21 protein-coding genes are annotated in these 23,018 nt (G+C 54.3%); 13 read left to right on the forward strand and 8 right to left on the reverse strand.

All coding sequences use genetic code 11. The features are described from left to right. The first annotated feature begins 9 nt into the window (after positions 1 to 9). Both ACH0WD_RS00790 and ACH0WD_RS00795 read left to right on the forward strand, forming a co-directional pair. On the forward strand, positions 10 to 1,206 hold the full coding sequence (locus ACH0WD_RS00790; RefSeq protein ID WP_000029242.1) for an anaerobic sulfatase maturase: 1,197 nt from the start codon (positions 10 to 12) through the stop codon (positions 1,204 to 1,206). Positions 1,207 to 1,302: 96 nt separating this feature from the next. Further along, positions 1,303 to 2,160: an aldo/keto reductase gene (locus ACH0WD_RS00795; RefSeq protein WP_000843751.1), complete on the forward strand. Its 858-nt coding sequence runs from the start codon at positions 1,303 to 1,305 to the stop codon at positions 2,158 to 2,160. 98 nt (positions 2,161 to 2,258) lie between these two features. Here the strand turns inward: ACH0WD_RS00795 and ACH0WD_RS00800 are convergent, their stop codons facing one another. Both ACH0WD_RS00800 and gapA read right to left on the reverse strand, forming a co-directional pair. Beyond that, positions 2,259 to 3,143, reverse strand: a complete 885-nt coding sequence (locus ACH0WD_RS00800; protein WP_000608659.1) for a D-hexose-6-phosphate mutarotase — start codon at positions 3,141 to 3,143, stop codon at positions 2,259 to 2,261. Between the two features lie 334 nt (positions 3,144 to 3,477). After that, the gene (gene gapA, locus ACH0WD_RS00805; protein WP_000153505.1) at positions 3,478 to 4,473 is read right to left on the reverse strand and encodes a glyceraldehyde-3-phosphate dehydrogenase; all 996 of its coding nucleotides are present in this window, start codon (positions 4,471 to 4,473) and stop codon (positions 3,478 to 3,480) included. A 341-nt stretch (positions 4,474 to 4,814) separates the two neighbouring features. Between gapA and msrB the strand changes: the two genes are divergently transcribed. Together msrB and ACH0WD_RS00815 are read left to right on the forward strand one after the other, a co-directional pair. Continuing rightward, entirely contained in the window at positions 4,815 to 5,228 is a 414-nt protein-coding gene (msrB, locus tag ACH0WD_RS00810; RefSeq protein WP_001537757.1) for a peptide-methionine (R)-S-oxide reductase MsrB, read from the forward strand. 41 nt (positions 5,229 to 5,269) lie between these two features. Then, complete coding sequence (locus ACH0WD_RS00815; RefSeq protein WP_001046864.1) at positions 5,270 to 5,548, forward strand: YeaC family protein; 279 nt, start codon at positions 5,270 to 5,272, stop codon at positions 5,546 to 5,548. A gap of 350 nt (positions 5,549 to 5,898) precedes the next feature. On the opposite strand, the gene pncA is transcribed toward ACH0WD_RS00815, so the two are convergent. The 3 genes from pncA to sppA form a co-directional block, all read right to left on the reverse strand. Further along, positions 5,899 to 6,555: a bifunctional nicotinamidase/pyrazinamidase gene (pncA, locus tag ACH0WD_RS00820; RefSeq protein ID WP_000184707.1), complete on the reverse strand. Its 657-nt coding sequence runs from the start codon at positions 6,553 to 6,555 to the stop codon at positions 5,899 to 5,901. Between the two features lie 26 nt (positions 6,556 to 6,581). Continuing rightward, positions 6,582 to 7,598, reverse strand: coding sequence for an asparaginase (ansA, locus tag ACH0WD_RS00825; protein ID WP_001170134.1), 1,017 nt, complete (start codon positions 7,596 to 7,598; stop codon positions 6,582 to 6,584). 95 nt (positions 7,599 to 7,693) lie between these two features. Further along, positions 7,694 to 9,550: a signal peptide peptidase SppA gene (gene sppA / locus ACH0WD_RS00830; protein ID WP_001259874.1), complete on the reverse strand. Its 1,857-nt coding sequence runs from the start codon at positions 9,548 to 9,550 to the stop codon at positions 7,694 to 7,696. A gap of 173 nt (positions 9,551 to 9,723) precedes the next feature. On the opposite strand from sppA, the gene ACH0WD_RS00835 reads away from it, so the two are divergent. The 3 genes from ACH0WD_RS00835 to topB all read left to right on the forward strand — a co-directional run bounded on the left by ACH0WD_RS00835 (position 9,724) and on the right by topB (position 13,390). Continuing rightward, a complete protein-coding gene (locus ACH0WD_RS00835; RefSeq protein WP_000339309.1) occupies positions 9,724 to 10,275 on the forward strand; it encodes an NAD(P)H nitroreductase in 552 nt (183 codons plus the stop codon). 117 nt (positions 10,276 to 10,392) lie between these two features. Continuing rightward, positions 10,393 to 11,436: a selenide, water dikinase SelD gene (selD, locus tag ACH0WD_RS00840; RefSeq protein ID WP_001294888.1), complete on the forward strand. Its 1,044-nt coding sequence runs from the start codon at positions 10,393 to 10,395 to the stop codon at positions 11,434 to 11,436. Between the two features lie 4 nt (positions 11,437 to 11,440). After that, a complete protein-coding gene (topB, locus tag ACH0WD_RS00845) occupies positions 11,441 to 13,390 on the forward strand; it encodes a DNA topoisomerase III (protein WP_001235860.1) in 1,950 nt (649 codons plus the stop codon). Between the two features lie 29 nt (positions 13,391 to 13,419). On the opposite strand, the gene gdhA is transcribed toward topB, so the two are convergent. Beyond that, the gene (gene gdhA, locus ACH0WD_RS00850) at positions 13,420 to 14,763 is read right to left on the reverse strand and encodes an NADP-specific glutamate dehydrogenase (RefSeq protein WP_000372865.1); all 1,344 of its coding nucleotides are present in this window, start codon (positions 14,761 to 14,763) and stop codon (positions 13,420 to 13,422) included. Between the two features lie 238 nt (positions 14,764 to 15,001). Between gdhA and ACH0WD_RS00855 the strand changes: the two genes are divergently transcribed. Continuing rightward, a complete protein-coding gene (locus tag ACH0WD_RS00855; protein ID WP_000336847.1) occupies positions 15,002 to 15,277 on the forward strand; it encodes a YnjH family protein in 276 nt (91 codons plus the stop codon). On the opposite strand, the gene ACH0WD_RS00860 is transcribed toward ACH0WD_RS00855, so the two are convergent. Continuing rightward, the gene (locus tag ACH0WD_RS00860; protein WP_000592136.1) at positions 15,237 to 15,653 is read right to left on the reverse strand and encodes a pyrimidine (deoxy)nucleoside triphosphate diphosphatase; all 417 of its coding nucleotides are present in this window, start codon (positions 15,651 to 15,653) and stop codon (positions 15,237 to 15,239) included. The two genes, ACH0WD_RS00855 and ACH0WD_RS00860, sit on opposite strands and share 41 nt — an antisense overlap. A gap of 72 nt (positions 15,654 to 15,725) precedes the next feature. Beyond that, positions 15,726 to 16,532 (reverse strand): exodeoxyribonuclease III, encoded by an 807-nt coding sequence (gene xthA / locus ACH0WD_RS00865; RefSeq protein ID WP_000673954.1) that lies wholly within the window; start codon positions 16,530 to 16,532, stop codon positions 15,726 to 15,728. 445 nt (positions 16,533 to 16,977) lie between these two features. Between xthA and ACH0WD_RS00870 the strand changes: the two genes are divergently transcribed. The 5 genes from ACH0WD_RS00870 to astE are packed head-to-tail and all read left to right on the forward strand — an operon-like array spanning position 16,978 to position 23,005. Next, positions 16,978 to 18,204 carry an aspartate aminotransferase family protein gene (locus ACH0WD_RS00870; RefSeq protein ID WP_000059490.1) on the forward strand — a complete coding sequence of 409 codons (1,227 nt, stop codon included), beginning with the start codon at positions 16,978 to 16,980 and terminating at the stop codon, positions 18,202 to 18,204. Then, positions 18,195 to 19,229 (forward strand): arginine N-succinyltransferase, encoded by a 1,035-nt coding sequence (astA, locus tag ACH0WD_RS00875; protein ID WP_001263885.1) that lies wholly within the window; start codon positions 18,195 to 18,197, stop codon positions 19,227 to 19,229. The genes ACH0WD_RS00870 and astA overlap by 10 nt, the downstream gene beginning before the upstream one ends. Continuing rightward, positions 19,226 to 20,704, forward strand: coding sequence for a succinylglutamate-semialdehyde dehydrogenase (astD, locus tag ACH0WD_RS00880; RefSeq protein ID WP_000177283.1), 1,479 nt, complete (start codon positions 19,226 to 19,228; stop codon positions 20,702 to 20,704). Before astA ends, astD begins: the two co-directional genes overlap by 4 nt. Then, positions 20,701 to 22,044: an N-succinylarginine dihydrolase gene (astB, locus tag ACH0WD_RS00885; RefSeq protein ID WP_000123949.1), complete on the forward strand. Its 1,344-nt coding sequence runs from the start codon at positions 20,701 to 20,703 to the stop codon at positions 22,042 to 22,044. The genes astD and astB overlap by 4 nt, the downstream gene beginning before the upstream one ends. Further along, positions 22,037 to 23,005, forward strand: a complete 969-nt coding sequence (astE, locus tag ACH0WD_RS00890) for a succinylglutamate desuccinylase (protein WP_000368450.1) — start codon at positions 22,037 to 22,039, stop codon at positions 23,003 to 23,005. Before astB ends, astE begins: the two co-directional genes overlap by 8 nt. The last annotated feature ends 13 nt before the right edge of the window (positions 23,006 to 23,018 follow it).

Consider the following 23,018-nt stretch of genomic DNA (forward strand, 5'->3'; position numbering starts at 1 on the left):
GTAAGACGAATGAGCATAGTATTCAATACCGTAGCCAAGCCCAGCGGCAGTCTGTGTAACTTATCCTGCAAGTACTGTTTCTATCTTGATAAACCCCGGGGCCAGCGCGTCATGTCTGACGATGTGCTGGAGACGTATATCCGCCGGGTAATTGATGATACGCCATCATCAGAGGTCTCGTTTTGTTGGCAGGGGGGAGAGCCGACGCTATGCGGTCTTTCTTTTTACCAAAAAGTGGTGTGCTTGCAGCAACGCTATGCCAACGGCAAAACTATTTACAACAGTCTGCAAACCAATGGCGTATTAATCAATGAAGAGTGGGCGGCTTTCTTTGCGCAGCACCAGTTCCTGATTGGTATATCGATTGATGGGCCGCAAGTCGTTCATGATAATTACCGGAGAACGCCGTCAGGGCGGGCGTCTTTTTCCCGAGTCGTGAATGCTATCCGCCTTCTGCAGGCAAATGATGTCGAGTTCAATACGCTCACTGTCGTGAATGATGCATCATGCCGTCATGGCAACGCTATTTATCATTTTTTGACGCAGGAACTGGAAAGTAAACACCTGCAATTTATTCCCATTGTTGAGCCGCTCGCGCAAAAAGCGCAGCGTTCTTTGACGTTATCTGACAATGAAGATTCGCCTTCGCTGATGCCCTTTTCCGTCACGCCTGAAGGGTGGGGCGCCTTTATGTGCGATGTTTTTGATCAATGGATACGTCACGATGTCGGACGCATATTCGTACAGCTTTTTGACAACTTACTTGGCGTCTGGATGGGGGAGCCCGCCACGCTTTGTACGATGCAGTCGACCTGCGGGCAAAGTTTGCTGGTGGAGCAGAATGGCGACGTGTTTAGCTGCGACCATTTTGTTTTTCCCGCCTATAAACTGGGCAATCTGCAGCAACACTCTTTAGAAGAAATGGCGGCCTCTCCTTTTCAGCAGCAGTTTGGCGCGGCTAAAGCAAACCTTTCCTCACGCTGCCAGAACTGTACGTGGCGCTTTGCCTGTCACGGCGGTTGTCCGAAACATCGAATTTGCATGGACGGCGGCGAACGGCAAAATTATCTCTGTAAAGGATATCTGGAGTTCTTTCAACATGTGACGCCCTATATGAATGTGATGCGGCAATTATTACTGAATCAGCGACCCGCCGCGCATATTACTCGCATCGTCGACATGATTGCGGATGACGTTCGTCAGTGACAAGAAAATCGCCCCCTTGCGCGGTATGATGCCGGACATTACCGTAGGGGCTAAGAGTCCTGTATTGTTTTACCGTCGAGTGACCTTGAAAAGGAAATGAAATCAGTGAAAAACGTAACGTTTTGCGGGCAGGTGACGCTTCCTGCCATAGGACAGGGAACATGGTATATGGGCGAGCGCGCGGATCAACGTCAGCGCGAGGTTTCGGCGTTGCGCGCGGGGCTGGATTTGGGGTTACGCCTTATTGATACGGCGGAAATGTATGCCGACGGCGGGGCGGAAAAGGTCGTGGGCGAGGCGTTAGCAGGGCGACGCGATGAGGCATTTCTGGTGTCAAAAGTGTACCCGTGGAACGCTGGCGGCCAGAAGATAGTTGCCGCCTGTGAGGAAAGCCTGCGTCGTCTGAAAACAGATTATCTCGATCTCTATCTATTGCACTGGGCCGGAAGCTTTTCATTCGAAGAGACCGTTGAAGGTATGGAGCGGCTAATCGCGCAGGGGAAAATTCGCCGTTGGGGAGTCTCTAATCTTGATTATGACGATATGCAGGCGCTGTGGCGCATCCCTGGGGGACAGCAATGCGCGACAAATCAGGTGCTCTATCATCTGGCGTCACGCGGTATTGAGTATGATTTATTGCCGTGGTGTCAACAACAGCGAATGCCAGTGATGGCCTATAGCCCGCTGGCGCAGGCTGGCCGGTTACGTAGCGGTTTACTGAATCATCCGGTGGTGAATGAAATTGCGCAAGCGCATAACGCAACGGCGGCGCAAATCTTACTGACGTGGGTGATTGCGCATCCGGGCGTGATGGCGATCCCGAAAGCCGGAAGTACAGAACACGTGAAGCAAAATGCGGCGGCGCTTGAGATCGCCTTGTCAGCAAACGAACTTGCCTTACTGGACAACGCCTGGCCTGCGCCAAAAGGGAAAACCGCGTTGGATATGGTGTGACGCCGGATAAAATGTGTAAGCGCCGCCATCCGGCAGGTCATGCCTGATGGCGGCTGACGCCTTTCAGATCCTATAGCAACGCCGTTATCCATTCACTTTTAGCGTTTAGCGACGCAGATAGTCTGCGCCAGACGAGAGGGTTTTTCTTCTGTGGCTTGTTGCGGCGCAGTAGCGTAAACCGTTTCAACGCAGACAAACGTTTTATAGCCGTCATCCGGCATGTCGCCCATGCTGACGGACAACGCCGGGCCAGGGTTCCAGCCTACGACGTTAAGGTGATGGTGGTGGACCACATCAATCGTGCGGTTTAATGTCGCATCGTGGATCACGCTACATGCTTCAGGATTGAGGTAAACGCGATCGGTACGGTCCGGAAAGGTTTGTATACCGTCGGCCAGGACACCTTCTTTAGCGTCGTTAACTTTATCAATAAACCGATCGCCGAGTCCGCTGACCTTAACGTTGGCGATGTCGCCAACGTTAAAATAGCTGTGGAGCGCTGATGTGGTTGCAAACTCGCCATGCGCTTCCAGTTCAATTTCACAGGTTTTGCCCACTTTAAAACGTGCCAGCAGCGTGAAATCGTGCGGCCAGTATTTCCGGGTGGCCTCACTGCTTTGCAGCTCAAATGTCAGCATTACGCCATTATCATCTTCATTATGCGCTTTTAGCGCCCACGGTAGATTACGCGCAAAGCCGTGTGACGGCAGACCCTGTTGAGCCGCAGGTCCAAACCAGGGCCAGCAGATCGGTACACCGCCGCGTAGCGCCACGCCGGTTTTGAAAGGCGTATTATTACTGAGCCACAATACCTCTTCCTCGCCAACGGGTTTCCAGGAGAGAAGGTGCGCGCCCTGTAATGCAAAAGAGGCTTTAACCTGCGGATGGTCAACGACGATCAGATCCAGGTCATCAAGCTGACGACGGGAAAGGACAGGGGTAAGCTGTTCGATAACCGGGAGGGCAAAAATTTTATTAATCATTACGCAATCCTCTTAACCCTAAATAATTCGAGTTGCATGACAAGGCGATTGTGCCTTGATCAGTGCTTGCGCTGGCCCGTAGAGGCGAGGACGCAGGCCGAGTAACGCGGCAAGTGAACGACAAATTCATCGGGAACGAATTTGAACAACCGTAGGTCATCTCCGGCCAGGGACATGGACATCCCTGATTCATCCCGATAAGTTCGACTTCCGTCAGTGATTCGGGTGAGAAAGCATAGCCAACACACCTGCAACTTGAAGTATGACGGGTATATCTTTAAGCAAAAAAAAGAGCGACCTGAGTCGCTCTTACCAATGACTGTGTCATCTCAACTTATTTGGAGATGTGAGCAATCAGGTCCAGTACTTTGTTGGAGTAACCGGTTTCGTTATCGTACCAGGAGACCAGTTTCACGAAGTTGTCGTTCAGCGCGATGCCTGCTTTAGCATCGAACACGGAAGTGCATACTTCGCCGTTGAAATCGGTAGATACAACGTCGTCTTCGGTGTAACCCAGAACGCCTTTCATTTCGCCTTCGGCAGCAGCTTTAACAGCAGCTTTGATCTGCTCGTAGGTAGCCGCTTTTTCCAGACGAACGGTCAGGTCAACAACGGATACGTTCGGAGTAGGAACGCGGAACGCCATACCAGTCAGTTTGCCATTCAGTTCCGGCAGTACTTTACCTACCGCTTTAGCAGCGCCAGTAGAGGACGGGATGATGTTCTGAGATGCGCCGCGGCCGCCGCGCCAGTCTTTGTGAGACGGGCCGTCAACGGTTTTCTGGGTTGCGGTAGTCGCGTGAACAGTAGTCATCAGACCTTCGATGATGCCGAAGTTGTCGTTGATAACTTTAGCCAGCGGCGCCAGGCAGTTGGTGGTGCAGGAAGCGTTGGAAACGATGTCCTGGCCTTCGTATTTGTCAAAGTTAGCGCCTTTAACAAACATTGGGGTGTTGTCTTTAGACGGACCCGTCAGAACCACTTTTTTCGCGCCAGCGGTGATGTGTTTACGCGCGGTTTCGTCAGTCAGGAAGATACCGGTAGCTTCAGCCACTACGTCAACACCAACTTCGTCCCATTTCAGGTTAGCCGGATCGCGTTCAGCGGTAACACGGATTTTTTTACCGTTAACGATCAGATGACCGTCTTTCACTTCAACAGTACCGTCGAAACGGCCGTGAGTGGAGTCATATTTCAGCATGTATGCCATGTACTCTGCGTCTAACAGGTCGTTGATTGCAACGATCTCGATGTCAGAACGTTTCTGAGCAGCACGGAAAACAATGCGACCGATACGGCCAAAACCGTTGATACCTACTTTGATAGTCATATATTCCACCAGCTATTTGTTAGTGAATAAAAGGTTGCCTGTAAAATTACAAAAACCTTACGCAGCGTCAAGCGGAATCGTGTCAATCATTGCGACAAATCAATCCTCTGCACAACCTTTGCGCGGCTGATTCGCCTCACTCTTCCTTTCGGCTTGAAACCACATGGGGGCGCCGCCCCGAATTTTAAAGGGCAACCGAGATAATAATGTGACATCAGTCACGATTCGTGAGCCGCCATTTCGCAATGATCAAGTTTAGAACAAAAGTTGGTACTGAGGTGTTAATGTTTTGTTAGAATCGGTCAGGCAATGTGAGCACGTTTAAAGTGAGATGTGAGCAAATGGCTAACCAACCTTCAGCAGAAGAACTCAAGAAAAAATTGTCCGAAATGCAATTCTACGTGACGCAGGATCGTGGCACAGAACCGCCATTTACCGGACGCCTGCTACATAATAAACGCGATGGGGTTTATCACTGCCTGGTCTGTGATATGCCGCTTTTTCACTCCCACACCAAATACGATTCAGGCTGCGGCTGGCCTAGCTTTTACCAGCCTGTCAGCGAAGAGGCGATTCGTTACATAGACGATTTTTCTCATGGCATGCAGCGTGTCGAAATTCGTTGCGGTAACTGCGATGCGCATCTCGGACACGTTTTCCCGGATGGTCCGCAGCCAACCGGTGAGCGCTATTGCGTTAATTCGGCCTCGCTGGCCTTTTCTGACGAGAAAAACGGCGATCAACTGAAAGGCTGAAAAAACGATTCAGCAAATTATTCCACAGGAGCGGACACATCATGAATCTTGATGAGATCATTAACAGCATGACGCCGGAAGTGTATCAACGTTTATCCACCGCCGTTGAGCTGGGTAAATGGCCGGATGGCGTGGCGTTGACGCCGGAACAGAAAGAAAACAGCCTGCAACTGGTGATGCTATGGCAGGCGCGGCACAATACCGAAGCGCAACATATGACGATCGATACTCACGGTCAGATGGTGATGAAAAGCAAGCAGCAGCTCAAAGCGGATTTCGGTATTACGTCAAAGCCGATTGCGACATTGAAAATGCAGTAACGACAGCCGGATAAGAGGTAGTCGCCATCCGGCGGTTTCATTGCCGATGCGTTGTGCTTACCGGGCCTGCTCATTGCTGCCAGGCACAGGCCCGCCATATTTTTACCCATTAACGCTTAATGTACATCGAGTCCGCCAACTGTTTCGCTAACTGATTATTGTCATCGGCGGCCTATTCCCAGAACTTGCGCCAGCCAGCCCGCGCTTTTTAATCTGTTTCGTTAGAAGCGCTCTCCAGCCTGCGTTGAGCTTTGCCTGGTAGCGATGCTGGCGTGACGTATCCGGCCCAAAGATCTATGCAATGGTCTCACCGTTGCGTGATGTATTGACCGGATACGATACCTGCTCCGCTACCTGGCGACAGCCTGGCCCTGCGTCTCTTCCCAGTCTGCCAGCGTATACAGCGTCGCGCCTGCCGCCGCCATCTCCATAAACGCGTGTGCGCTATCCTGCGGGTGAATATTCACGCCGCGACAGCCATCGGTGATAACGTTAACGGCATAGCCCAACTCTAGCGCATCCAGCACCGTAAATTTTACGCAGTAATCGGTCGCCAACCCCATCACGATAAGCTCGGTAACGTCATGCTCGCGAAGCCAGGTATCAAGGGTAGTTTTCTGCCGATGTTCGTTGTCAAAAAACGCACTGTAGCTATCAATCAGCGGGTTTTCACCCTTATAGATGCAGGCGTCAATCGCATGTTGGTTAAGCAGGGGATGTAACGCCGCGCCGTCGGTATGTTGAACGCAGTGATCCGGCCAGAGCGTTTGCGGCAGCCCGTCCAGCTTTCCCTGACTATAGGGTTCCGCCTGATGCTGGCTGGCGAAGCTGCCATGCTGCGCGGGATGCCAGTCCTGGCTGGCCAGCACCGGAATCTGCCGGGGCTGGCACCAGTCAATAAGAGCGTTGGCGATGTCGATGGTGCTGTCGCCTTCCGCTACAGCCAGCGCGCCGCCGGCGCAAAAGTCGTTTTGCAAGTCGACCAGTAATAAGGCCCGGTTTGTCATTATCTTCTCCTTGTCGTCGGGATTTTTTAATCATCCGGCGTCAATTCACCACGCAAGTTTTGCGCCATCGCGCTACGAATCGCCTGAGTGTCCAGACCCTGGCTTAACAAATAATGCAGTTTGGTTAAGGTAGCTTCGACGGTCATATCGGCACCGCCAATCACGCCAGCGTGCGCCAGCGCATTACCGGTAGCGTACCCGCCCATATTGACTCGCCCTGACATGCATTGCGTCAGGTTAACCACCACGATGCCGCGCGAACTGGCCTCTTTCAGCTCCTGTAAAAACGCTTTATTTTGCGGCGCGTTGCCTACGCCATAAGAGCGCAGAATCAGCGCTTTTACCGGCTGACGCAGAAAGTTACGTACTACCTCGGCGGAAATCCCCGGATAAATCGTCACTACGCCTATCGGCTGCGGCGTAATAGGGTGAACGATTAATTCACCAGAACCGTAGGGCGCGGGAGGCGTATTTAAACGGCGAATGTGAATTCCTGCTTCCAGCAAGGGCGGCAGATTGGGAGAGGCAAAAGCGTCAAACCCATCCGCATGGGCTTTGGTCGTGCGATTACCGCGGAACAGACGATTATTAAAAAACAGCGTTACTTCATTAATAGGATAGTTGGCGGCGACATAAAGCGCATTCAGCAAATTAATTTGCCCGTCGGAGCGCAGCTCAGCCAGCGGAATTTGTGACCCTGTCACAATGACCGGTTTGCCCAGATTTTCCAGCATGAAAGAGAGCGCCGATGCGGTAAACGCCATCGTGTCGGTGCCGTGCAGAATAACAAAACCGTCATACTCATCGTAGTGCGCTTTGATATCTGCAGCGATATGCTGCCAGTCTTCCGGCGTCATATCTGATGAATCCATCAGCGGGGCATATTCATGGATGGTAAAATCCGGCATCTCCGGGCGGTGGAATTCCGGCATCAGCGCCAGCTGGCGCTGAAGGTGCCCGGACACCGGGATATACCCTTTATCTGAGCGCTGCATACCGATAGTACCGCCGGTATAGGCAACGTAAATTGATTTCTTTTGCATGATAATGTTCAGTCGTGTCGCGAAGGACGTATTAATGATTATCGGATGGCGGCTATGAGCAGACGCCGCCATCCGGTATGGCTATTGATGAAGCATTAGCGAACGTTCGCGCAAGTCAAACAGAACGCATAACGGTTTTGCGGATCGTTAAATGCCGCCAGTTTATCCCCCTCGGCCTTCACCGTGTTGGCGGCGGAAACGAGCGGCGCCGGGAGCATCGCCTGAATGGCCTCCGGCAGCATGGCGCGTACTGATCCGGTCATACTGTCCATGACCATATCAAGGACCGTCGGTTCGTCCTGATAGTAATCAAGATGCCACTGTTTCAGTTTCGCCAGCTCCGCCGCTTTGGCGACGGCGTCGTCAAAGTCGCCAAGACTGTCCACCAGACCATTGGCTTTCGCGTCTTCTCCGGTCCAGACATGGCCTTGTGCGATTTTATCAATCTGCTCCGGCGTACGCTTACGCGCGTCTGCCACCAGCGTGATAAAGCGTTTGTAGCCGTACTCAATACTGAGTTGCATCATCTGCTGCACTTCCGGTGACAGCGCTTTGGTCATCGAAATATCCGCCAGCGGCGAGGTGGAAACGCCGTCGCTGTGTACGCCAATCGACGACAGGCTGTTTTCCACCGTATTGATGACGCCGAAGATGCCAATTGAACCCGTCAGCGTGCTGGGGCTGGCCACGATATAGTTTGCCGGCGTAGAGATCCAGTAACCGCCGGAGGCCGCCATACCGCCCATTGAGACCACCACCGGTTTGCCAGCCGCTCTTGCCGCCGCCAGTTCGGCGCGGATAACTTCGGAGGCGTTGACGCTACCGCCTGGGCTATTGACGCGCAGCACAATCGCTTTCACTTTAGGATCAAGGCGTGCGTCGCGGATCTGCGATGCCGTAGTGTCGCCGCCGACATTCCCTGGCGTTTCTTCGCCATCCATAATCGCGCCATTGGCGAAAATAACCGCAATAGTACCGCCGGTATCCGCAGGCGTTTTCAGCGAATAATCGTAATAGCTGATCGCGCGATAGTTATTTTCGGTTTTGCTCCAGCCAAACTGCTTCGTCAGCGCTTTTTCAACATCTGCGCTGGAGGCGAGGGCGTCCACCAGTTTATGGTCGAGCGCATATTTGGCGGTGTCGCCGCCCACGCTGGTTAACCCGTCGATAATAGCCTGCGCGCCGGGGAAGAGTTGTTGCGGCGAAATCTGGCGATTGGCGGAAACGGTATGCAGGTAGTTCTGCCACAGTTCGCCTATCCAGCGGCTGTCGGCCTCGCGGGCGGCGGGCGACATATCGTCGCGGATAAACGGCTCGACGGCGGATTTATAGGTGCCGACCCGGAAAACGTGGGTAGAGACTTTCAGTTTATCCAGCAGCGTTTTGTAGTACAGGCCATTCGTAGCGAAGCCGTGAAGGTCTACCTGACCCTGTGGGGAAAGCCAAATTTTATTGGCGAAACTGGCGAGGTAATACTGACCCTGGCTGTAGTTTTCACCCACGGCGAAAACCGGTTTGCCGCTGTCGCGGAATTCGCGCAGCGCTTTACCGATATAGCGCATTGACGGCTGATCGGCACCGGTGAAGTTTTTCAGATCCAGAACGATACCAGTGATGTTACGGTCATCTTTCGCCTGACGAATAGCGTTGACGATGTCAAACAGGGAGTTTTCCTGCAGACGGTCGGAGCTGGCGCCAAATAACTGGCGTCCCAGCGCGCCCAGACGGTGATTGGTGGAGGGTTTATCCACAATGACGCCGGAAATATCCAGCAGCAAAGCGCCGCGCGCCGTTTGCTCACTGTTGCTGCCGTTACCGATCTGCATCCAGATCCCAACGCCCACCAGGACCAGAAAAATAAAGAACAGGTTGAGTACCATTTCACGGACGAAGTTCAACACTCGCCACGTCCATTTAAAAAATCCGGCAATAAATCGCCACAGGGTTCGCATGTATTCTTCCTATCTGAGTAACAACGCTTGTACCTTGGTGAGGATAAAGCATTAAGATGTGGCTATCGTAATGACCCATCAGGCAGTTGTCAGCAGGAATCACTGCCTGCGCTGTAACAAAATCTGCTCCCGTGTTAATTTTGTGAATAAATATCATTGCTGGAGTTAATCAAATGGATGCACTAGAACTGCTGGTCAACCGTCGTAGCGCCTCTCGTCTCGCAGAACCGGCGCCTGTCGGAGAGCAATTACAGAACATTCTGCGGGCGGGAATGCGTGTTCCCGATCATAAATCTCTACAGCCATGGCGTTTTTTTGTGATTGAAGGAGAGGGGCGCGACCGCTTCAGCGCCGTACTTGAACAAGGCGCTGTCGCTGCCGGGGCCGATGAGAAAGCGATCGAAAAAGCGCGTAATGCGCCGTTTCGCGCGCCGCTGATTATTACCGTGGTGGCGAAATGCGAAGAAAACCATAAGGTTCCGGTGTGGGAACAGGAGATGTCTGCCGGATGCGCGGTGATGGCGATGCAAATGGCGGCGATTGCGCAAGGGTTTAATGGTATCTGGCGTAGCGGCGCATTAACGGAGAGCGTTATCGTGCGGGAAGCCTTTGAGTGCCGCCCGCAGGATAAAATTGTTGGTTTTCTCTATCTCGGCACGCCGCAGCTCAAAGCGTCAACGACGATCAGTACCCCCGACCCCACGCCGTTTGTGCGTTATTTCTGACGCTGAGGGATAAAACTGTCTGGATTCTGAGCAAAGGCGCGGTAATTCAGACAGTGATACTTACCACATCAGGGAATGAGCGCTACCATAGCGCGAATGCAATGACAGGAGATGTCCATGAGCGAACAAGCCATTCGTTTAACGCAATACAGCCACGGCGCTGGTTGCGGTTGTAAAATTTCCCCTAAAGTGCTGGAGACTATCCTGCATAGCGAGCAGGCGAAGTTCGTCGACCCGAACCTGCTGGTGGGTAATGAAACCCGCGATGATGCGGCGGTTTACGATCTGGGTAATGGCACCAGTATTATCAGCACCACCGACTTCTTTATGCCGATAGTCGATAACCCGTTTGATTTTGGCCGCATTGCGGCAACAAACGCCATCAGCGATATTTTTGCGATGGGCGGCAAACCGATTATGGCGATCGCGATCCTTGGCTGGCCGATTAATACCCTGTCGCCCGATATTGCGCGTGAAGTGACCGAGGGGGGGCGTTTTGCCTGCCGTCAGGCCGGTATCGCGCTGGCGGGCGGACACTCTATTGACGCCCCGGAGCCGATCTTTGGTCTCGCGGTCACAGGCGTAGTGCCGACCGAACGGGTGAAGAAAAACAGTACCGCGCAGGCGGGATGCAAACTCTTTCTGACCAAACCGTTGGGGATTGGCGTGTTGACCACCGCCGAGAAAAAATCGCTGCTTAAGCCTGAACATCAGGGGCTGGCGACGGAAGTCATGTGTCGGATGAACATTGCTGGCGCGGCGTTTGCCAATATCGACGGCGTAAAAGCCATGACTGACGTTACCGGTTTTGGCCTGCTGGGGCACCTGAGCGAGATGTGCCAGGGCGCAGGCGTGCAGGCGCTGCTTTGCTATCAGGACATCCCTAAACTGCCGGGCGTGGAAGAGTATATTGCTCTGGGCGCCGTACCGGGCGGCACAGAGCGCAACTTCGCCAGCTATGGTCATTTGATGGGCGACATGTCGCGTGAAGTTCGTAGCCTGCTGTGCGATCCGCAAACGTCAGGCGGTCTGTTGTTGGCGGTAACGCCGGACGCCGAAGACGATGTTAAAGCCACCGCGGCGGAATTTGGTATCGATCTGACCGCGATTGGCGAACTGGTCGAGGCCCGCGGCGGTCGCGCTATGGTTGAGATTCGTTAACCTGATGCGGTTGTTTATTGCCGAAAAACCGAGTCTGGGGCGCGCCATTGCGGATGTGCTGCCAAAACCGCACCGTAAAGGCGATGGTTTTATTGAGTGCGGAAACGGGCAGGTCGTCACCTGGTGTATTGGTCATTTGCTGGAACAGGCGCAGCCGGATGCGTATGACAGCCGTTATGCGCGCTGGAATCTGGCTGACCTGCCTATCGTGCCGGAAAAATGGCAGCTTCAGCCTCGTCCTTCCGTCACCAAACAGCTCAATGTGATTAAGCGCTTTTTGCATCAAGCCGGTGAAATTATTCACGCCGGCGACCCGGATCGCGAAGGGCAGCTTCTGGTTGATGAAGTGCTGGATTATCTCCAGCTTCCTGCCGAAAAGCGCCAGCAGGTGCGGCGTTGTCTGATAAACGACCTTAACCCGCAGGCGGTCGAGCGTGCTATCGACAGGCTGCGAGCGAACAGCGACTTCGTGCCGCTGTGCGTCTCCGCGCTGGCGCGAGCGCGAGCGGACTGGCTGTATGGCATTAATATGACCCGCGCTTACACGATCCTGGGCCGTAATGCCGGCTATCAGGGCGTGTTATCCGTGGGACGCGTGCAGACGCCGGTACTGGGGCTGGTGGTGCGGCGAGACGAAGAGATTGAGAACTTTGTCGCCAAAGACTTCTTTGAAGTGAAGGCGCACATCGTTACGCCTGCCGACGAGCGTTTTACCGCTATCTGGCAGCCGAGCGAGGCGTGCGAACCTTATCAGGATGAAGAGGGGCGCTTGCTTCATCGTCCGCTGGCGGAGCATGTAGTGAACCGAATCAACGGTCAGCCCGCGCTGGTAACCAGTTATAATGATAAACGGGAATCAGAATCCGCGCCGCTGCCGTTTTCGCTCTCGGCGCTACAGATTGAAGCCGCCAAACGCTTTGGCCTGAGCGCGCAAAACGTGCTTGATATTTGTCAGAAGCTCTATGAAACCCACAAACTGATTACCTATCCGCGTTCCGACTGCCGTTATCTGCCGGAAGAACACTTTGCCGGACGGCAGGCGGTCATGAACGCGATTAGCGTCCACGCCCCGGATTTACTGCCGCAGTCTGTGGTTAATCCTGATACGCGCAATCGCTGCTGGGATGACAAAAAAGTGGATGCGCACCACGCGATTATCCCGACGGCGCGCAGTTCTTCTGTCCATCTGACGGAAAACGAAGCGAAAGTGTACACCCTGATTGCGCGTCAGTATCTGATGCAGTTCTGCCCGGACGCGGTGTTTCGTAAATGCGTTATTGAACTGGAAATCGCCAAAGGGAAATTTGTCGCCAAAGCGCGTTTTCTGGCGGAGGCCGGTTGGCGGACGTTACTGGGCAGTAAAGAGCGCGACGAGGAAAACGACGGTACGCCGCTGCCAGTTGTCGCCAAAGGTGATGAGTTGCTGTGTGAAAAGGGGGAAGTGGTCGAACGCCAAACCCAGCCGCCGCGTCATTTCACCGATGCGACATTGCTTTCCGCGATGACCGGAATTGCCCGCTTCGTGCAGGATAAAGATCTGAAAAAGATCCTGCGCGCGACCGATGGGCTGGGGACGGAAGCCACGCGCGCCGGGATTATTGAGCTGCTGTTCAAACGTAGCTTTCTGACCAAAAAAGGGCGCTACATTCATTCTACCGATGCTGGCAAAGCGTTAATACATTCGCTGCCGGAAATGGCGGCCCGTCCAGATATGACCGCGCACTGGGAATCTGTTTTGACGCAAATCAGCGAAAAGCAGTGCCGTTACCAGGATTTCATGCAACCGCTGGTCGACACGTTATATCAGCTGATCGAGCAGGCTAAGCGCACGCCGGTGAAGCGCTTCAGAGGGATAGTCGCGCCAGGCGGCGGAGAAAAGAAAAAGAGCGCGCCGCGTAAGCGAGCGGGCAAAAAAAGCCCGCCTGCTGAGGAGACAGGCCGTCAGACCGAATAAGCGTAAAGCTATCTGGCCTGACGACGGGATTAAATGACGCCCTGCGCCAGCATGGCGTCGGCGACTTTCACGAAACCGGCGATGTTGGCGCCCTGAACGTAGTTGGTATGCTTATTGTCGCCGCCGTACTCGACACAGGCGTGGTGGATGTCCAGCATAATGTGATGCAGACGGGCGTCCACTTTCTCGGCTTTCCAGCTCAACCGCGCGGCGTTCTGCGCCATTTCCAGCCCCGATGTCGCCACGCCGCCCGCGTTGGCGGCTTTACCCGGCGCAAACAGTACGCCCGCTTCAAGGAAGAGATCGGTCGCTTCAATCGTGGTTGGCATATTTGCCCCTTCCGCCACGGCTTTTACGCCATTGGCAATCAGTACGCGCGCGGCGTCAACGTCCAGTTCGTTCTGCGTCGCGCATGGCAGGGCGATATCCACCGGTACGCTCCAGGGCTGCTGGCCTTCCAGATAGGTTAAGCCAAACTCACGGGCGTAGTCAGCGACGCGACCGTCACGGCTGGCTTTAATTTCACACAGACGCGCCAGCTTCTCTGGCGTGAAGCCACTTTCATCGACCACCGTCCCGCTCGAATCCGACGCGGTAACCACGCGCGCGCCAAAGGCCATCGCTTTCTCAATGGCGTATTGCGCTACGTTGCCGGAGCCGGACACGGCGACGCGCATCCCTTCAAAACCGAGACCATGACGTTTAAGCATCGCTTCGGTGAAGTAGACCAGGCCATAGCCCGTCGCCTCCGGACGAATCAGGCTGCCGCCGAAGGAAAGCCCTTTGCCGGTGAAGACGCAGGCGCTGTTATTGGAAAGCTTGCGCATCATTCCCGCCATAAAGCCCACTTCGCGCCCGCCCACGCCGATATCCCCGGCAGGCACGTCGGTATCCGGCCCTAAATGGCGATACAGTTCAGTCATTAGCGCCTGGCAGAAACGCATCACTTCGCCTTCGCTTTTCCCTTTCGGATCGAAATCGCTGCCGCCTTTACCGCCGCCCATCGGCAACGTGGTGAGGGCATTTTTAAAGGTTTGCTCAAAGCCGAGGAACTTAAGGATGGAAAGGTTTACCGAAGGATGGAAGCGCATACCGCCTTTATAGGGGCCGATAGCAGAGTTGAACTGCACGCGCCAGGCGCGATTTACCTGCACCTGGTTTTTGTCGTCCAGCCACACTACGCGAAACTGAATTACGCGCTCTGGTTCAACCAAACGTTCCAGTAAAGACATGTGGCGGTAACGGGGGTTTTGTTCAAGAAACGGCCACAGGGTGGTCATGACTTCACGGACGGCTTGCGCGAACTCGGTTTGATGCGGGTCGCGCTTTTGTACATGGTTGAGGAACGATTCCAGAGAACATGTCTGATCCATAGATATAAAAACCTCTTATATATTAATGTGGTTGTATTTGCGTTTTATCAGAATATGTATTTGCAGTTTTCGACTATACCATCAGCAATGTGACGGTAAGCAAGAAAAAAATGACGCTGCTAAGTAAATTCATAACGGGGCGAGGGTCATAACTAAAAGCGATGACAAAAGAGGATTAAAGTTTTCACGGCGGCTTACCGTTATACTGAGAATATACTTAGAAAAATAAGGAAATCCTATGTGCCGAAGCCTCGTGGTCGCCGTGATGGCGATAATGCCAATGGTCGGGCTGGCAAACCAGAACAGTCGTCCTGATATTCAGGTGAATGTCCCGCCGGAAGTTTTCAGCACGCGCGGTCAGTCGTCCCAGCCCTGCATTCAGTGCTGCGTTTACCAGGATCAGAATTACTCCGAAGGCGCGGTAATAAAAGTGGAAGGCGTCTTGCTCCAGTGCCAGCGTGACGAAAAAACCATCAGCACGAATCCGTTAGTCTGGCGTCGCGTAAAGCCATAAACGCCTGCAATAGCGGAATATCCGCCGGGGCGAGGGGGTACTCCAGCGCCTCTTCCGGCGTACACCAGGCTAATGCCTGATGTTCCAGCGCACGTATCAGACCGTTAAACGCAGGCACATGCCAGGCGTGCAAATGAATTCGTCGGCCAGACACGTCGCGTTGATGACTGGCGATATAGACGCCGGGCGTGGCGTCAATCCCTAACTCTTCGCGTAGCTCGCGGATAAGCGCCTGCGGCTGGGTTTCGCCGGGTTCGACTTTACCGCCAGCAAACTCCCATAAACCGGCTTGATCCGCATGAGCTGGGCGCTGGGCCAGCAGAATTTTGCCGTCGCGTTCAATGATGGCGGCAACAACATCGAGTTTTTTTATCATTGTCGTTAAGGTCGTTATTCCTGCCGGGAAGCGTCGCGCTATCCCGGCCTTACGGTTAATCAGAAAGCGGAATCAAACACGAAACGTCGCCCAGACCGGCGCATGGTCGGAGGGTTTTTCCATACTGCGAATGTCGTAGTCTATACCGGTTTCTGCGCAACGTTCCGCCAGCGGAGCGCTTGCCAGCAAGAGGTCGATACGCAGTCCGCGATTATCCACGAAACCTTTTGAGCGGTAATCAAACCACGAAAATTTATCCATCGTTTGCGGATTCGCCTGACGGAACGTGTCCACTAATCCCCACTTCAGTAACCGCGACATCCATTCACGCTCCTCCGGCAGGAAGGAGCATTTACCGGTACGCAGCCAGCGTTTGCGGTTCTCTTCGCCGATGCCAATATCCAGATCGGTCGGGCTGATATTCATGTCGCCCATAATTAATACCGGATTATCGCACTTGAGTTCCGTTTCAAGATAGTTTTGCAAGTTCTGATAAAACTGCGCTTTCGCGGGGAACTTCAACGGATGATCCCGGCTTTCCCCCTGCGGGAAATAGCCGTTAATGACGGTGATATTACCCAGCGGTGAGGGGATTTCCGCCATGATAATGCGGCGTTGCGCCTCTTCGCCATCATCCGGGAAACCGCGTCTGACGGAAATGGGCGTGGCTTTTGTTAGCAGCGCGACGCCGTAATGGCCCTTTTGTCCATGATAGAAAACGTTATAGCCCAGCTTCGCGACCTCTTCGAGCGGGAACATTTCGTCGTGGACTTTTGTCTCCTGTAGACCGATCACATCGGGCTGGTGTTTTTCGACAATCGCTTCAAGCTGATGGGGACGGGCGCGCAGGCCGTTGATATTAAAAGAGACAAATTTCATAGTCACTGCCACTTTGCAAGGTGAATCGTGTTGGGATGGTAACAGAAATTTTACCGGGTGACTGCCACTCATCGTCAGATTCGGCCAATGGAAGCGTATGGTGTTTTCTATAGCGCGAAAATGGCACGGTTTGCGTGCAGATGCGCCAGAACGGGGCGGTAATTTCCAGTAAATTTCGTATAAGATCACAATTCCAGAATTATATTTGGCAACTGAATAATATTTCGCTTTTTCCTCTTTTTAGCCACCGATTATGCGGAAATATTCACTTTTCATGCAGTAAAAGTGAATATCGCTACGCTGTAACCCATTGATTTACCGTTTATCACTTCTGTTTATGCAATGTTAACGCTGGCTGGCACGAATGCTGCAATCTACATTTACAGCGCAAACACTCATATTAATTAACATATAAATAACTTTATTTTTACCAAAAGAGGTCGCTATGTCTCTGTCAGTTACGCGTGAAAACTTTGATGAATGGATGGTGCCAGTATACATTCCCGCGCCTTTTATTCCTGTACGCGGAGAAGGCTCACGCCTGTGGGATCAGCAGGGGAAAGAGTACATTGATTTTGCTGGCGGGATCGCGGTCAACGCCTTGGGACATGCGCATCCGGCGCTGCGCGAGGCGTTAAATGAACAGGCGAATCGCTTCTGGCATACCGGGAACGGTTACACCAATGAACCGGCGCTTCGACTGGCGAAAAAACTGATTGACGCGACCTTCGCCGAACGCGTTTTCTTTTGTAATTCAGGCGCTGAAGCAAATGAAGCAGCATTAAAACTGGCACGCAAATATGCCCACGATCGTGTCGGCAATCATAAAAGCGGCATTGTGGCCTTTAAAAACGCGTTCCATGGTCGCACGCTCTTTACCGTCAGCGCTGGCGGTCAACCCACCTATTCACAGGACTTTGCGCCGCTGCCGCCGGATATTCGTCATGCAGCCTATAACGATCTGAACTCCGCCAGCGCGCTAATTGATGACAATACCTGCGCCGTAATCGTAGAGCCTGTGCAGGGCGAGGGCGGCGTGATCCCCGCCACGAAAGCTTTTTTGCAGGGGCTGCGTGAATTGTGCGACCGGCATCAGGCGTTACTGATTTTTGATGAGGTGCAGACGGGCGTCGGACGTACCGGCGAACTGTATGCATATATGCATTATGGCGTTACGCCCGATATCCTGACGACTGCTAAAGCGTTGGGTGGGGGCTTCCCGATCGGCGCGATGCTGACCACGCAAGACTATGCCAGCGTTATGACGCCAGGCACGCATGGCACCACCTACGGCGGTAATCCGCTGGCGACGGCAGTTGCCGGAAAAGTACTGGATATCATCAATACGCCGGAGATGCAAAACGGCGTCAGACAGCGCCACGATGCGTTTATTGAACGTCTAAATACCCTTAATGTGCGTTTTGGCATGTTCAGTGAAATTCGCGGGCTGGGGCTACTGCTTGGCTGTGTGCTACAGACGAAGTTTGCCGGAAAAGCCAAACTCATCGCCCAGGAAGCGGCAAAAGCAGGCGTGATGGTGCTCATTGCCGGTGGCGACGTGGTGCGTTTTGCGCCAGCGTTAAATGTGAGCGACGAGGAGATAGCCACCGGGCTTGATCGTTTTGCCCTGGCGTGCGAACGCCTTCAGGCGGGAGGCGCATCATGCGGGTGATTCGTCCTGTCGAACATGCGGATATCGCCGCGCTGATGCAGCTTGCAGGCAAAACGGGCGGCGGCTTAACCTCGCTACCGGCAAATGAAGCGACGCTGGCGGCCCGCATTGAACGCGCGCTAAAAACCTGGTCCGACGAGCTGCCAAAAGGCGAACAAGGGTATGTATTCGTTCTCGAGGACAGTGAAACGGGTGAGGTCGGCGGGATCTGCGCCATTGAGGTCGCGGTCGGTCTTAACGACCCCTGGTATAACTATCGTGTCGGTACGCTGGTTCATGCCTCCAAAGAGCTGAATGTATATAACGCGTTGCCAACATTATTCCTGAGTAATGATCACACTGGTAGCAGTGAGCTTTGCACGCTGTTTCTCGATCCCGAATGGCGTAAAGAGGGTAACGGCTACCTGTTGTCAAAATCGCGCTTTATGTTTATGGCCGCGTTTCGCGATAAATTCAATGAGAAAGTGGTGGCGGAAATGCGCGGCGTCATTGACGAGCACGGTTATTCTCCCTTCTGGCAAAGTCTCGGCAAACGCTTTTTCTCTATGGATTTCAGCCGGGCGGATTTTTTATGCGGTACCGGGCAAAAAGCGTTTATCGCCGAGCTGATGCCCAAACATCCTATTTATACCCACTTCTTATCTGAAGAGGCACAGGCCGTGATTGGCGAAGTCCACCCGCAAACGGCGCCAGCCCGCGCGGTGCTGGAAAAGGAAGGCTTTCGCTATCGCCACTATATCGACATCTTCGACGGTGGGCCGACGCTGGAGTGTGATATTGACCGCGTGCGGGCTATTCGTAAAAGCCGACTGGTGGAAGTCGCGGAAGGGCAACCCGCGCCTGGCGACTATCCGGCATGTCTGGTCGCCAATGAAAACTATCACCACTTTCGGGCCGCGCTGGTGCGTGCCGATCCGCAGACTTCACGACTTGTACTGACCGCCGCGCAGTTGGATGCGCTGAAATGTCGCGCGGGCGACCACGTTCGGCTGGTACGCCTTTGCGCTGAGGAGAAAACCGTATGACGCTATGGATAAACGGCGACTGGATAACCGGTCAGGGCGAACGCCGCCGCAAAACGAACCCGGTGAGCGCGGAGATACTTTGGCAGGGGAATGACGCTAATGCGGCACAGGTCGCCGAGGCCTGTCAGGCGGCGCGTGAGGCGTTTCCTCGTTGGGCCAGACAGCCTTTTGCGGCACGACAGGCTATCGTAGAGAAATTTGCCGCCCTGCTGGAGGCGCATAAAGCCGATCTCACGGAGGTCATCGCGCGTGAAACCGGTAAACCGCGCTGGGAGGCGGCAACGGAAGTGACGGCGATGATCAATAAGATTGCCATCTCGATTAAGGCTTACCACGCCAGAACAGGCGAACAAAAAAGCGAACTTGTCGATGGCGCCGCGACTTTGCGCCATCGTCCTCACGGTGTGCTGGCGGTATTCGGCCCTTATAACTTTCCCGGCCATTTACCGAATGGCCATATTGTGCCCGCGTTGCTGGCAGGCAATACGCTGATTTTCAAACCTAGCGAGCTAACGCCATGGACCGGGGAAACGGTAATAAAACTCTGGGAACGGGCGGGGCTACCGGCAGGCGTTCTTAATCTGGTGCAGGGCGGCCGGGAGATCGGACAAGCGCTGAGTTCGCTCGACGATCTCGACGGACTGCTGTTTACCGGCAGCGCCAGTACCGGATATCAGCTTCATCGCCAGCTATCCGGCCAGCCGGAAAAAATCCTGGCCCTTGAAATGGGCGGAAACAACCCGCTCATTATTGAGGATGCGACAAATATGGATGCGGCGGTACATCTGACGCTGCAATCGGCGTTTATTACCGCCGGACAGCGCTGCACCTGCGCGCGACGCCTTCTGGTAAAACAGGGTGCGCAGGGAGATGCATTTCTGGCGCGGCTGGTTGACGTCGCCGGACGTCTGCAGCCCGGCAGATGGGACGACGATCCGCAGCCGTTTATCGGCGGACTGATTTCAGCGCAGGCGGCACAGCATGTGATGGAGGCCTGGCGTCAACGAGAGGCATTAGGCGGTCGCACGCTACTGGCGCCGCGGAAGGTCAAAGAGGGAACCTCTCTGCTGACGCCTGGCATCATTGAGCTGACCGGCGTCGCGGATGTGCCGGATGAAGAGGTGTTTGGTCCGCTGCTGAACGTCTGGCGTTATGCGCATTTCGATGAGGCGATTCGTCTGGCGAATAATACCCGTTTTGGTCTGTCGTGTGGGCTGGTGTCGACGGATCGCGCGCAGTTCGAACAGCTCTTGCTGGAGGCACGGGCAGGGATCGTTAACTGGAATAAACCGCTCACCGGGGCAGCGAGTACTGCGCCGTTTGGTGGTGTCGGCGCGTCTGGCAACCATCGACCCAGCGCCTGGTATGCCGCCGATTATTGCGCCTGGCCGATGGCTAGTCTGGAGTCTCCCGAACTGACGTTGCCTGCGACATTAAGCCCCGGCCTCGACTTTTCTCGCAGGGAGGCGGTATGACGGCGCATGAAGTTAATTTTGACGGGCTGGTGGGGCTTACGCACCATTATGCCGGGCTATCCTTCGGCAATGAGGCATCGACCCGCCACCGTTTTCAGGTGTCGAATCCTCGTCTGGCAGTAAAGCAGGGGCTGCTAAAGATGAAGGCTTTGGCGGATGCCGGCTTTCCCCAGGCGGTGATCCCGCCGCATGAGCGGCCTTTTATTCCGGCGTTGCGTCAGCTCGGCTTCACGGGTAGCGATGAGCAGATTCTGGATAAGGTTGCGCGTCAGGCGCCACGCTGGCTTTCCAGCGTGAGTTCCGCGTCGCCAATGTGGGTTGCGAATGCGGCGACGGTTTGCCCATCGGCAGACGCGCTGGACGGGAAAGTTCACCTGACGGTGGCGAATTTAAACAATAAATTTCATCGCGCTCTTGAGGCGCCTGTTACCGAAGCGCTGCTACGCGCCATATTTCGCGATGAAAGTCAGTTTTCAGTGCATAGCGCGTTACCGCAGGTCGCATTATTGGGAGATGAAGGCGCGGCGAATCATAACCGTCTTGGCGGCGAGTATGGTTCGGCAGGCGTGCAGCTTTTTGTCTATGGGCGCGAAGAGGAGAATGAAATACGACCCGCTCGTTATCCGGCGCGCCAGAGCCGCGAAGCCAGCGAGGCCGTGGCGCGTCTTAATCAGGTGAATCCGCAACAGGTTATCTTCGCTCAGCAAAACCCGGAGGTCATCGATCAAGGCGTATTCCATAATGATGTCATCGCCGTTTCGAATCGACAGGTATTGTTTTGTCACGAAGCGGCATTTGCCCGGCAGAAAGTGCTCATTAATCAGTTGCGTACGCGCGTTGACGGTTTTATGGCGATAGAGGTGCCCGCCGGAGAGGTTTCTGTATCAGATGCTGTGGCCACCTACCTGTTTAATAGTCAGTTGTTAAGCCGTGACGACGGCTCAATGCTGTTAGTGTTGCCGCGGGAATGTCAGGACCATGTCGGCGTCTGGCGCTATCTGAATAAGCTGGTGGCGGAGGATAACCCCATCAGCGCGATGCAGGTGTTTGATTTGCGAGAAAGTATGGCCAACGGCGGCGGCCCGGCCTGTCTGCGATTACGCGTGGTGTTAACAGAAGAAGAACGACGGGCGGTGAATCCAGCGGTAATGATGAATGACGCTCTGTTTACGGCCCTTAACGCGTGGGCGGATCGTTATTATCGCGATCGCCTGACCGCTGCCGATCTGGCCGATCCGTTATTATTGCGAGAAGGCCGGGAGGCGCTGGATGTGTTAACGCGTCTGCTGGATTTGGGGTCGGTTTATCCTTTCCAGCAAACGGGGGCGGCTGATGGATAACTTTCTGGCGTTGACGCTAAGCGGCACGACACCACGGGTGACGCAGGGGAAGGGCGCGGGTTTTCGCTGGCGCTGGTTAGGCCATGGTCTGCTTGAACTCACGCCCGATGCGCCGGTCGACCGTGCGTTAATTCTTTCTGCGGGGATACACGGTAATGAAACCGCGCCGGTCGAGATGCTGGATAAGCTGCTGTCGGCGCTGTATTCAGGCAGCTTGACGTTAACGTGGCGAATGCTGGTGGTACTCGGCAATCCGCAGGCGCTGGCGGCGGGAATACGCTATTGTCACAGCGATATGAACCGTATGTTTGGCGGGCGTTGGCAGTCCTTTGCCGAAAGCGATGAAACGCGGCGGGCGCGTGAGCTGGAGCTAAGTCTGGAGACCTTCTTTTCCTCTGGTCAGGCGCGGGTACGCTGGCATCTGGATCTGCATACCGCCATTCGTGGCTCGCATCATTTGCGTTTTGGCGTATTACCGCAGCGCGACCGCCCGTGGGAGACAGATTTTCTGGCGTGGCTGGGCGCGGCAGGACTGGAGGCGTTGGTATTTCATCAGGCGCCCGGCGGTACGTTTACGCACTTTAGCTCTGAACATTTCGGCGCGCTTTCCTGTACGCTGGAGTTGGGAAAGGCGTTGCCGTTTGGGCAAAACGATCTGACGCAGTTCAATGTAACCTCGCAGGCGTTGTCGGCGCTGCTGAGCGGTGTCGAAACGTCAACCTCGTCTTCGCCGCCGCTACGCTATCGGGTGGTGTCGCAAATCACGCGTCACAGCGACAAGTTCGCGCTTTATATGGATGCGCAAACGCTGAATTTTACTGCCTTTGCGAAGGGAACGTTGCTGGCCGAGGAGGGGGATAAGCGCGTGACGGTGACGCATGACGTTGAATATGTTCTCTTTCCTAATCCCTCTGTCGCCTGCGGATTGCGGGCTGGATTAATGCTGGAAAGACTGCCCTGATAAATGTCCCTGT

Source organism: Salmonella sp. 2020_1395 (genome assembly GCF_043848115.1).
GTDB classification, from domain to species: Bacteria; Pseudomonadota; Gammaproteobacteria; order Enterobacterales; family Enterobacteriaceae; genus Salmonella; species Salmonella enterica.

Bases quoted from the DNA above. Each gene is read 5' to 3' on its own strand.
- pncA (WP_000184707.1), bottom strand. From the start codon at position 6,555: ATGACAAACCGGGCCTTATTACTGGTCGACTTGCAAAACGACTTTTGC.
- ACH0WD_RS00795 (WP_000843751.1), top strand. From the start codon at position 1,303: ATGAAATCAGTGAAAAACGTAACGTTTTGCGGGCAGGTGACGCTTCCT.
- ACH0WD_RS00835 (WP_000339309.1), top strand. From the start codon at position 9,724: ATGGATGCACTAGAACTGCTGGTCAACCGTCGTAGCGCCTCTCGTCTC.
- astA (WP_001263885.1), top strand. From the start codon at position 18,195: ATGCGGGTGATTCGTCCTGTCGAACATGCGGATATCGCCGCGCTGATG.
- sppA (WP_001259874.1), bottom strand. From the start codon at position 9,550: ATGCGAACCCTGTGGCGATTTATTGCCGGATTTTTTAAATGGACGTGG.
- gapA (WP_000153505.1), bottom strand. From the start codon at position 4,473: ATGACTATCAAAGTAGGTATCAACGGTTTTGGCCGTATCGGTCGCATT.
- ACH0WD_RS00790 (WP_000029242.1), top strand. From the start codon at position 10: ATGAGCATAGTATTCAATACCGTAGCCAAGCCCAGCGGCAGTCTGTGT.
- topB (WP_001235860.1), top strand. From the start codon at position 11,441: ATGCGGTTGTTTATTGCCGAAAAACCGAGTCTGGGGCGCGCCATTGCG.
- msrB (WP_001537757.1), top strand. From the start codon at position 4,815: ATGGCTAACCAACCTTCAGCAGAAGAACTCAAGAAAAAATTGTCCGAA.
- gdhA (WP_000372865.1), bottom strand. From the start codon at position 14,763: ATGGATCAGACATGTTCTCTGGAATCGTTCCTCAACCATGTACAAAAG.
- selD (WP_001294888.1), top strand. From the start codon at position 10,393: ATGAGCGAACAAGCCATTCGTTTAACGCAATACAGCCACGGCGCTGGT.
- astE (WP_000368450.1), top strand. From the start codon at position 22,037: ATGGATAACTTTCTGGCGTTGACGCTAAGCGGCACGACACCACGGGTG.
- ACH0WD_RS00860 (WP_000592136.1), bottom strand. From the start codon at position 15,653: ATGATAAAAAAACTCGATGTTGTTGCCGCCATCATTGAACGCGACGGC.
- astB (WP_000123949.1), top strand. From the start codon at position 20,701: ATGACGGCGCATGAAGTTAATTTTGACGGGCTGGTGGGGCTTACGCAC.
- ACH0WD_RS00815 (WP_001046864.1), top strand. From the start codon at position 5,270: ATGAATCTTGATGAGATCATTAACAGCATGACGCCGGAAGTGTATCAA.
- ACH0WD_RS00855 (WP_000336847.1), top strand. From the start codon at position 15,002: ATGTGCCGAAGCCTCGTGGTCGCCGTGATGGCGATAATGCCAATGGTC.
- ACH0WD_RS00800 (WP_000608659.1), bottom strand. From the start codon at position 3,143: ATGATTAATAAAATTTTTGCCCTCCCGGTTATCGAACAGCTTACCCCT.
- ansA (WP_001170134.1), bottom strand. From the start codon at position 7,598: ATGCAAAAGAAATCAATTTACGTTGCCTATACCGGCGGTACTATCGGT.
- ACH0WD_RS00870 (WP_000059490.1), top strand. From the start codon at position 16,978: ATGTCTCTGTCAGTTACGCGTGAAAACTTTGATGAATGGATGGTGCCA.
- xthA (WP_000673954.1), bottom strand. From the start codon at position 16,532: ATGAAATTTGTCTCTTTTAATATCAACGGCCTGCGCGCCCGTCCCCAT.
- astD (WP_000177283.1), top strand. From the start codon at position 19,226: ATGACGCTATGGATAAACGGCGACTGGATAACCGGTCAGGGCGAACGC.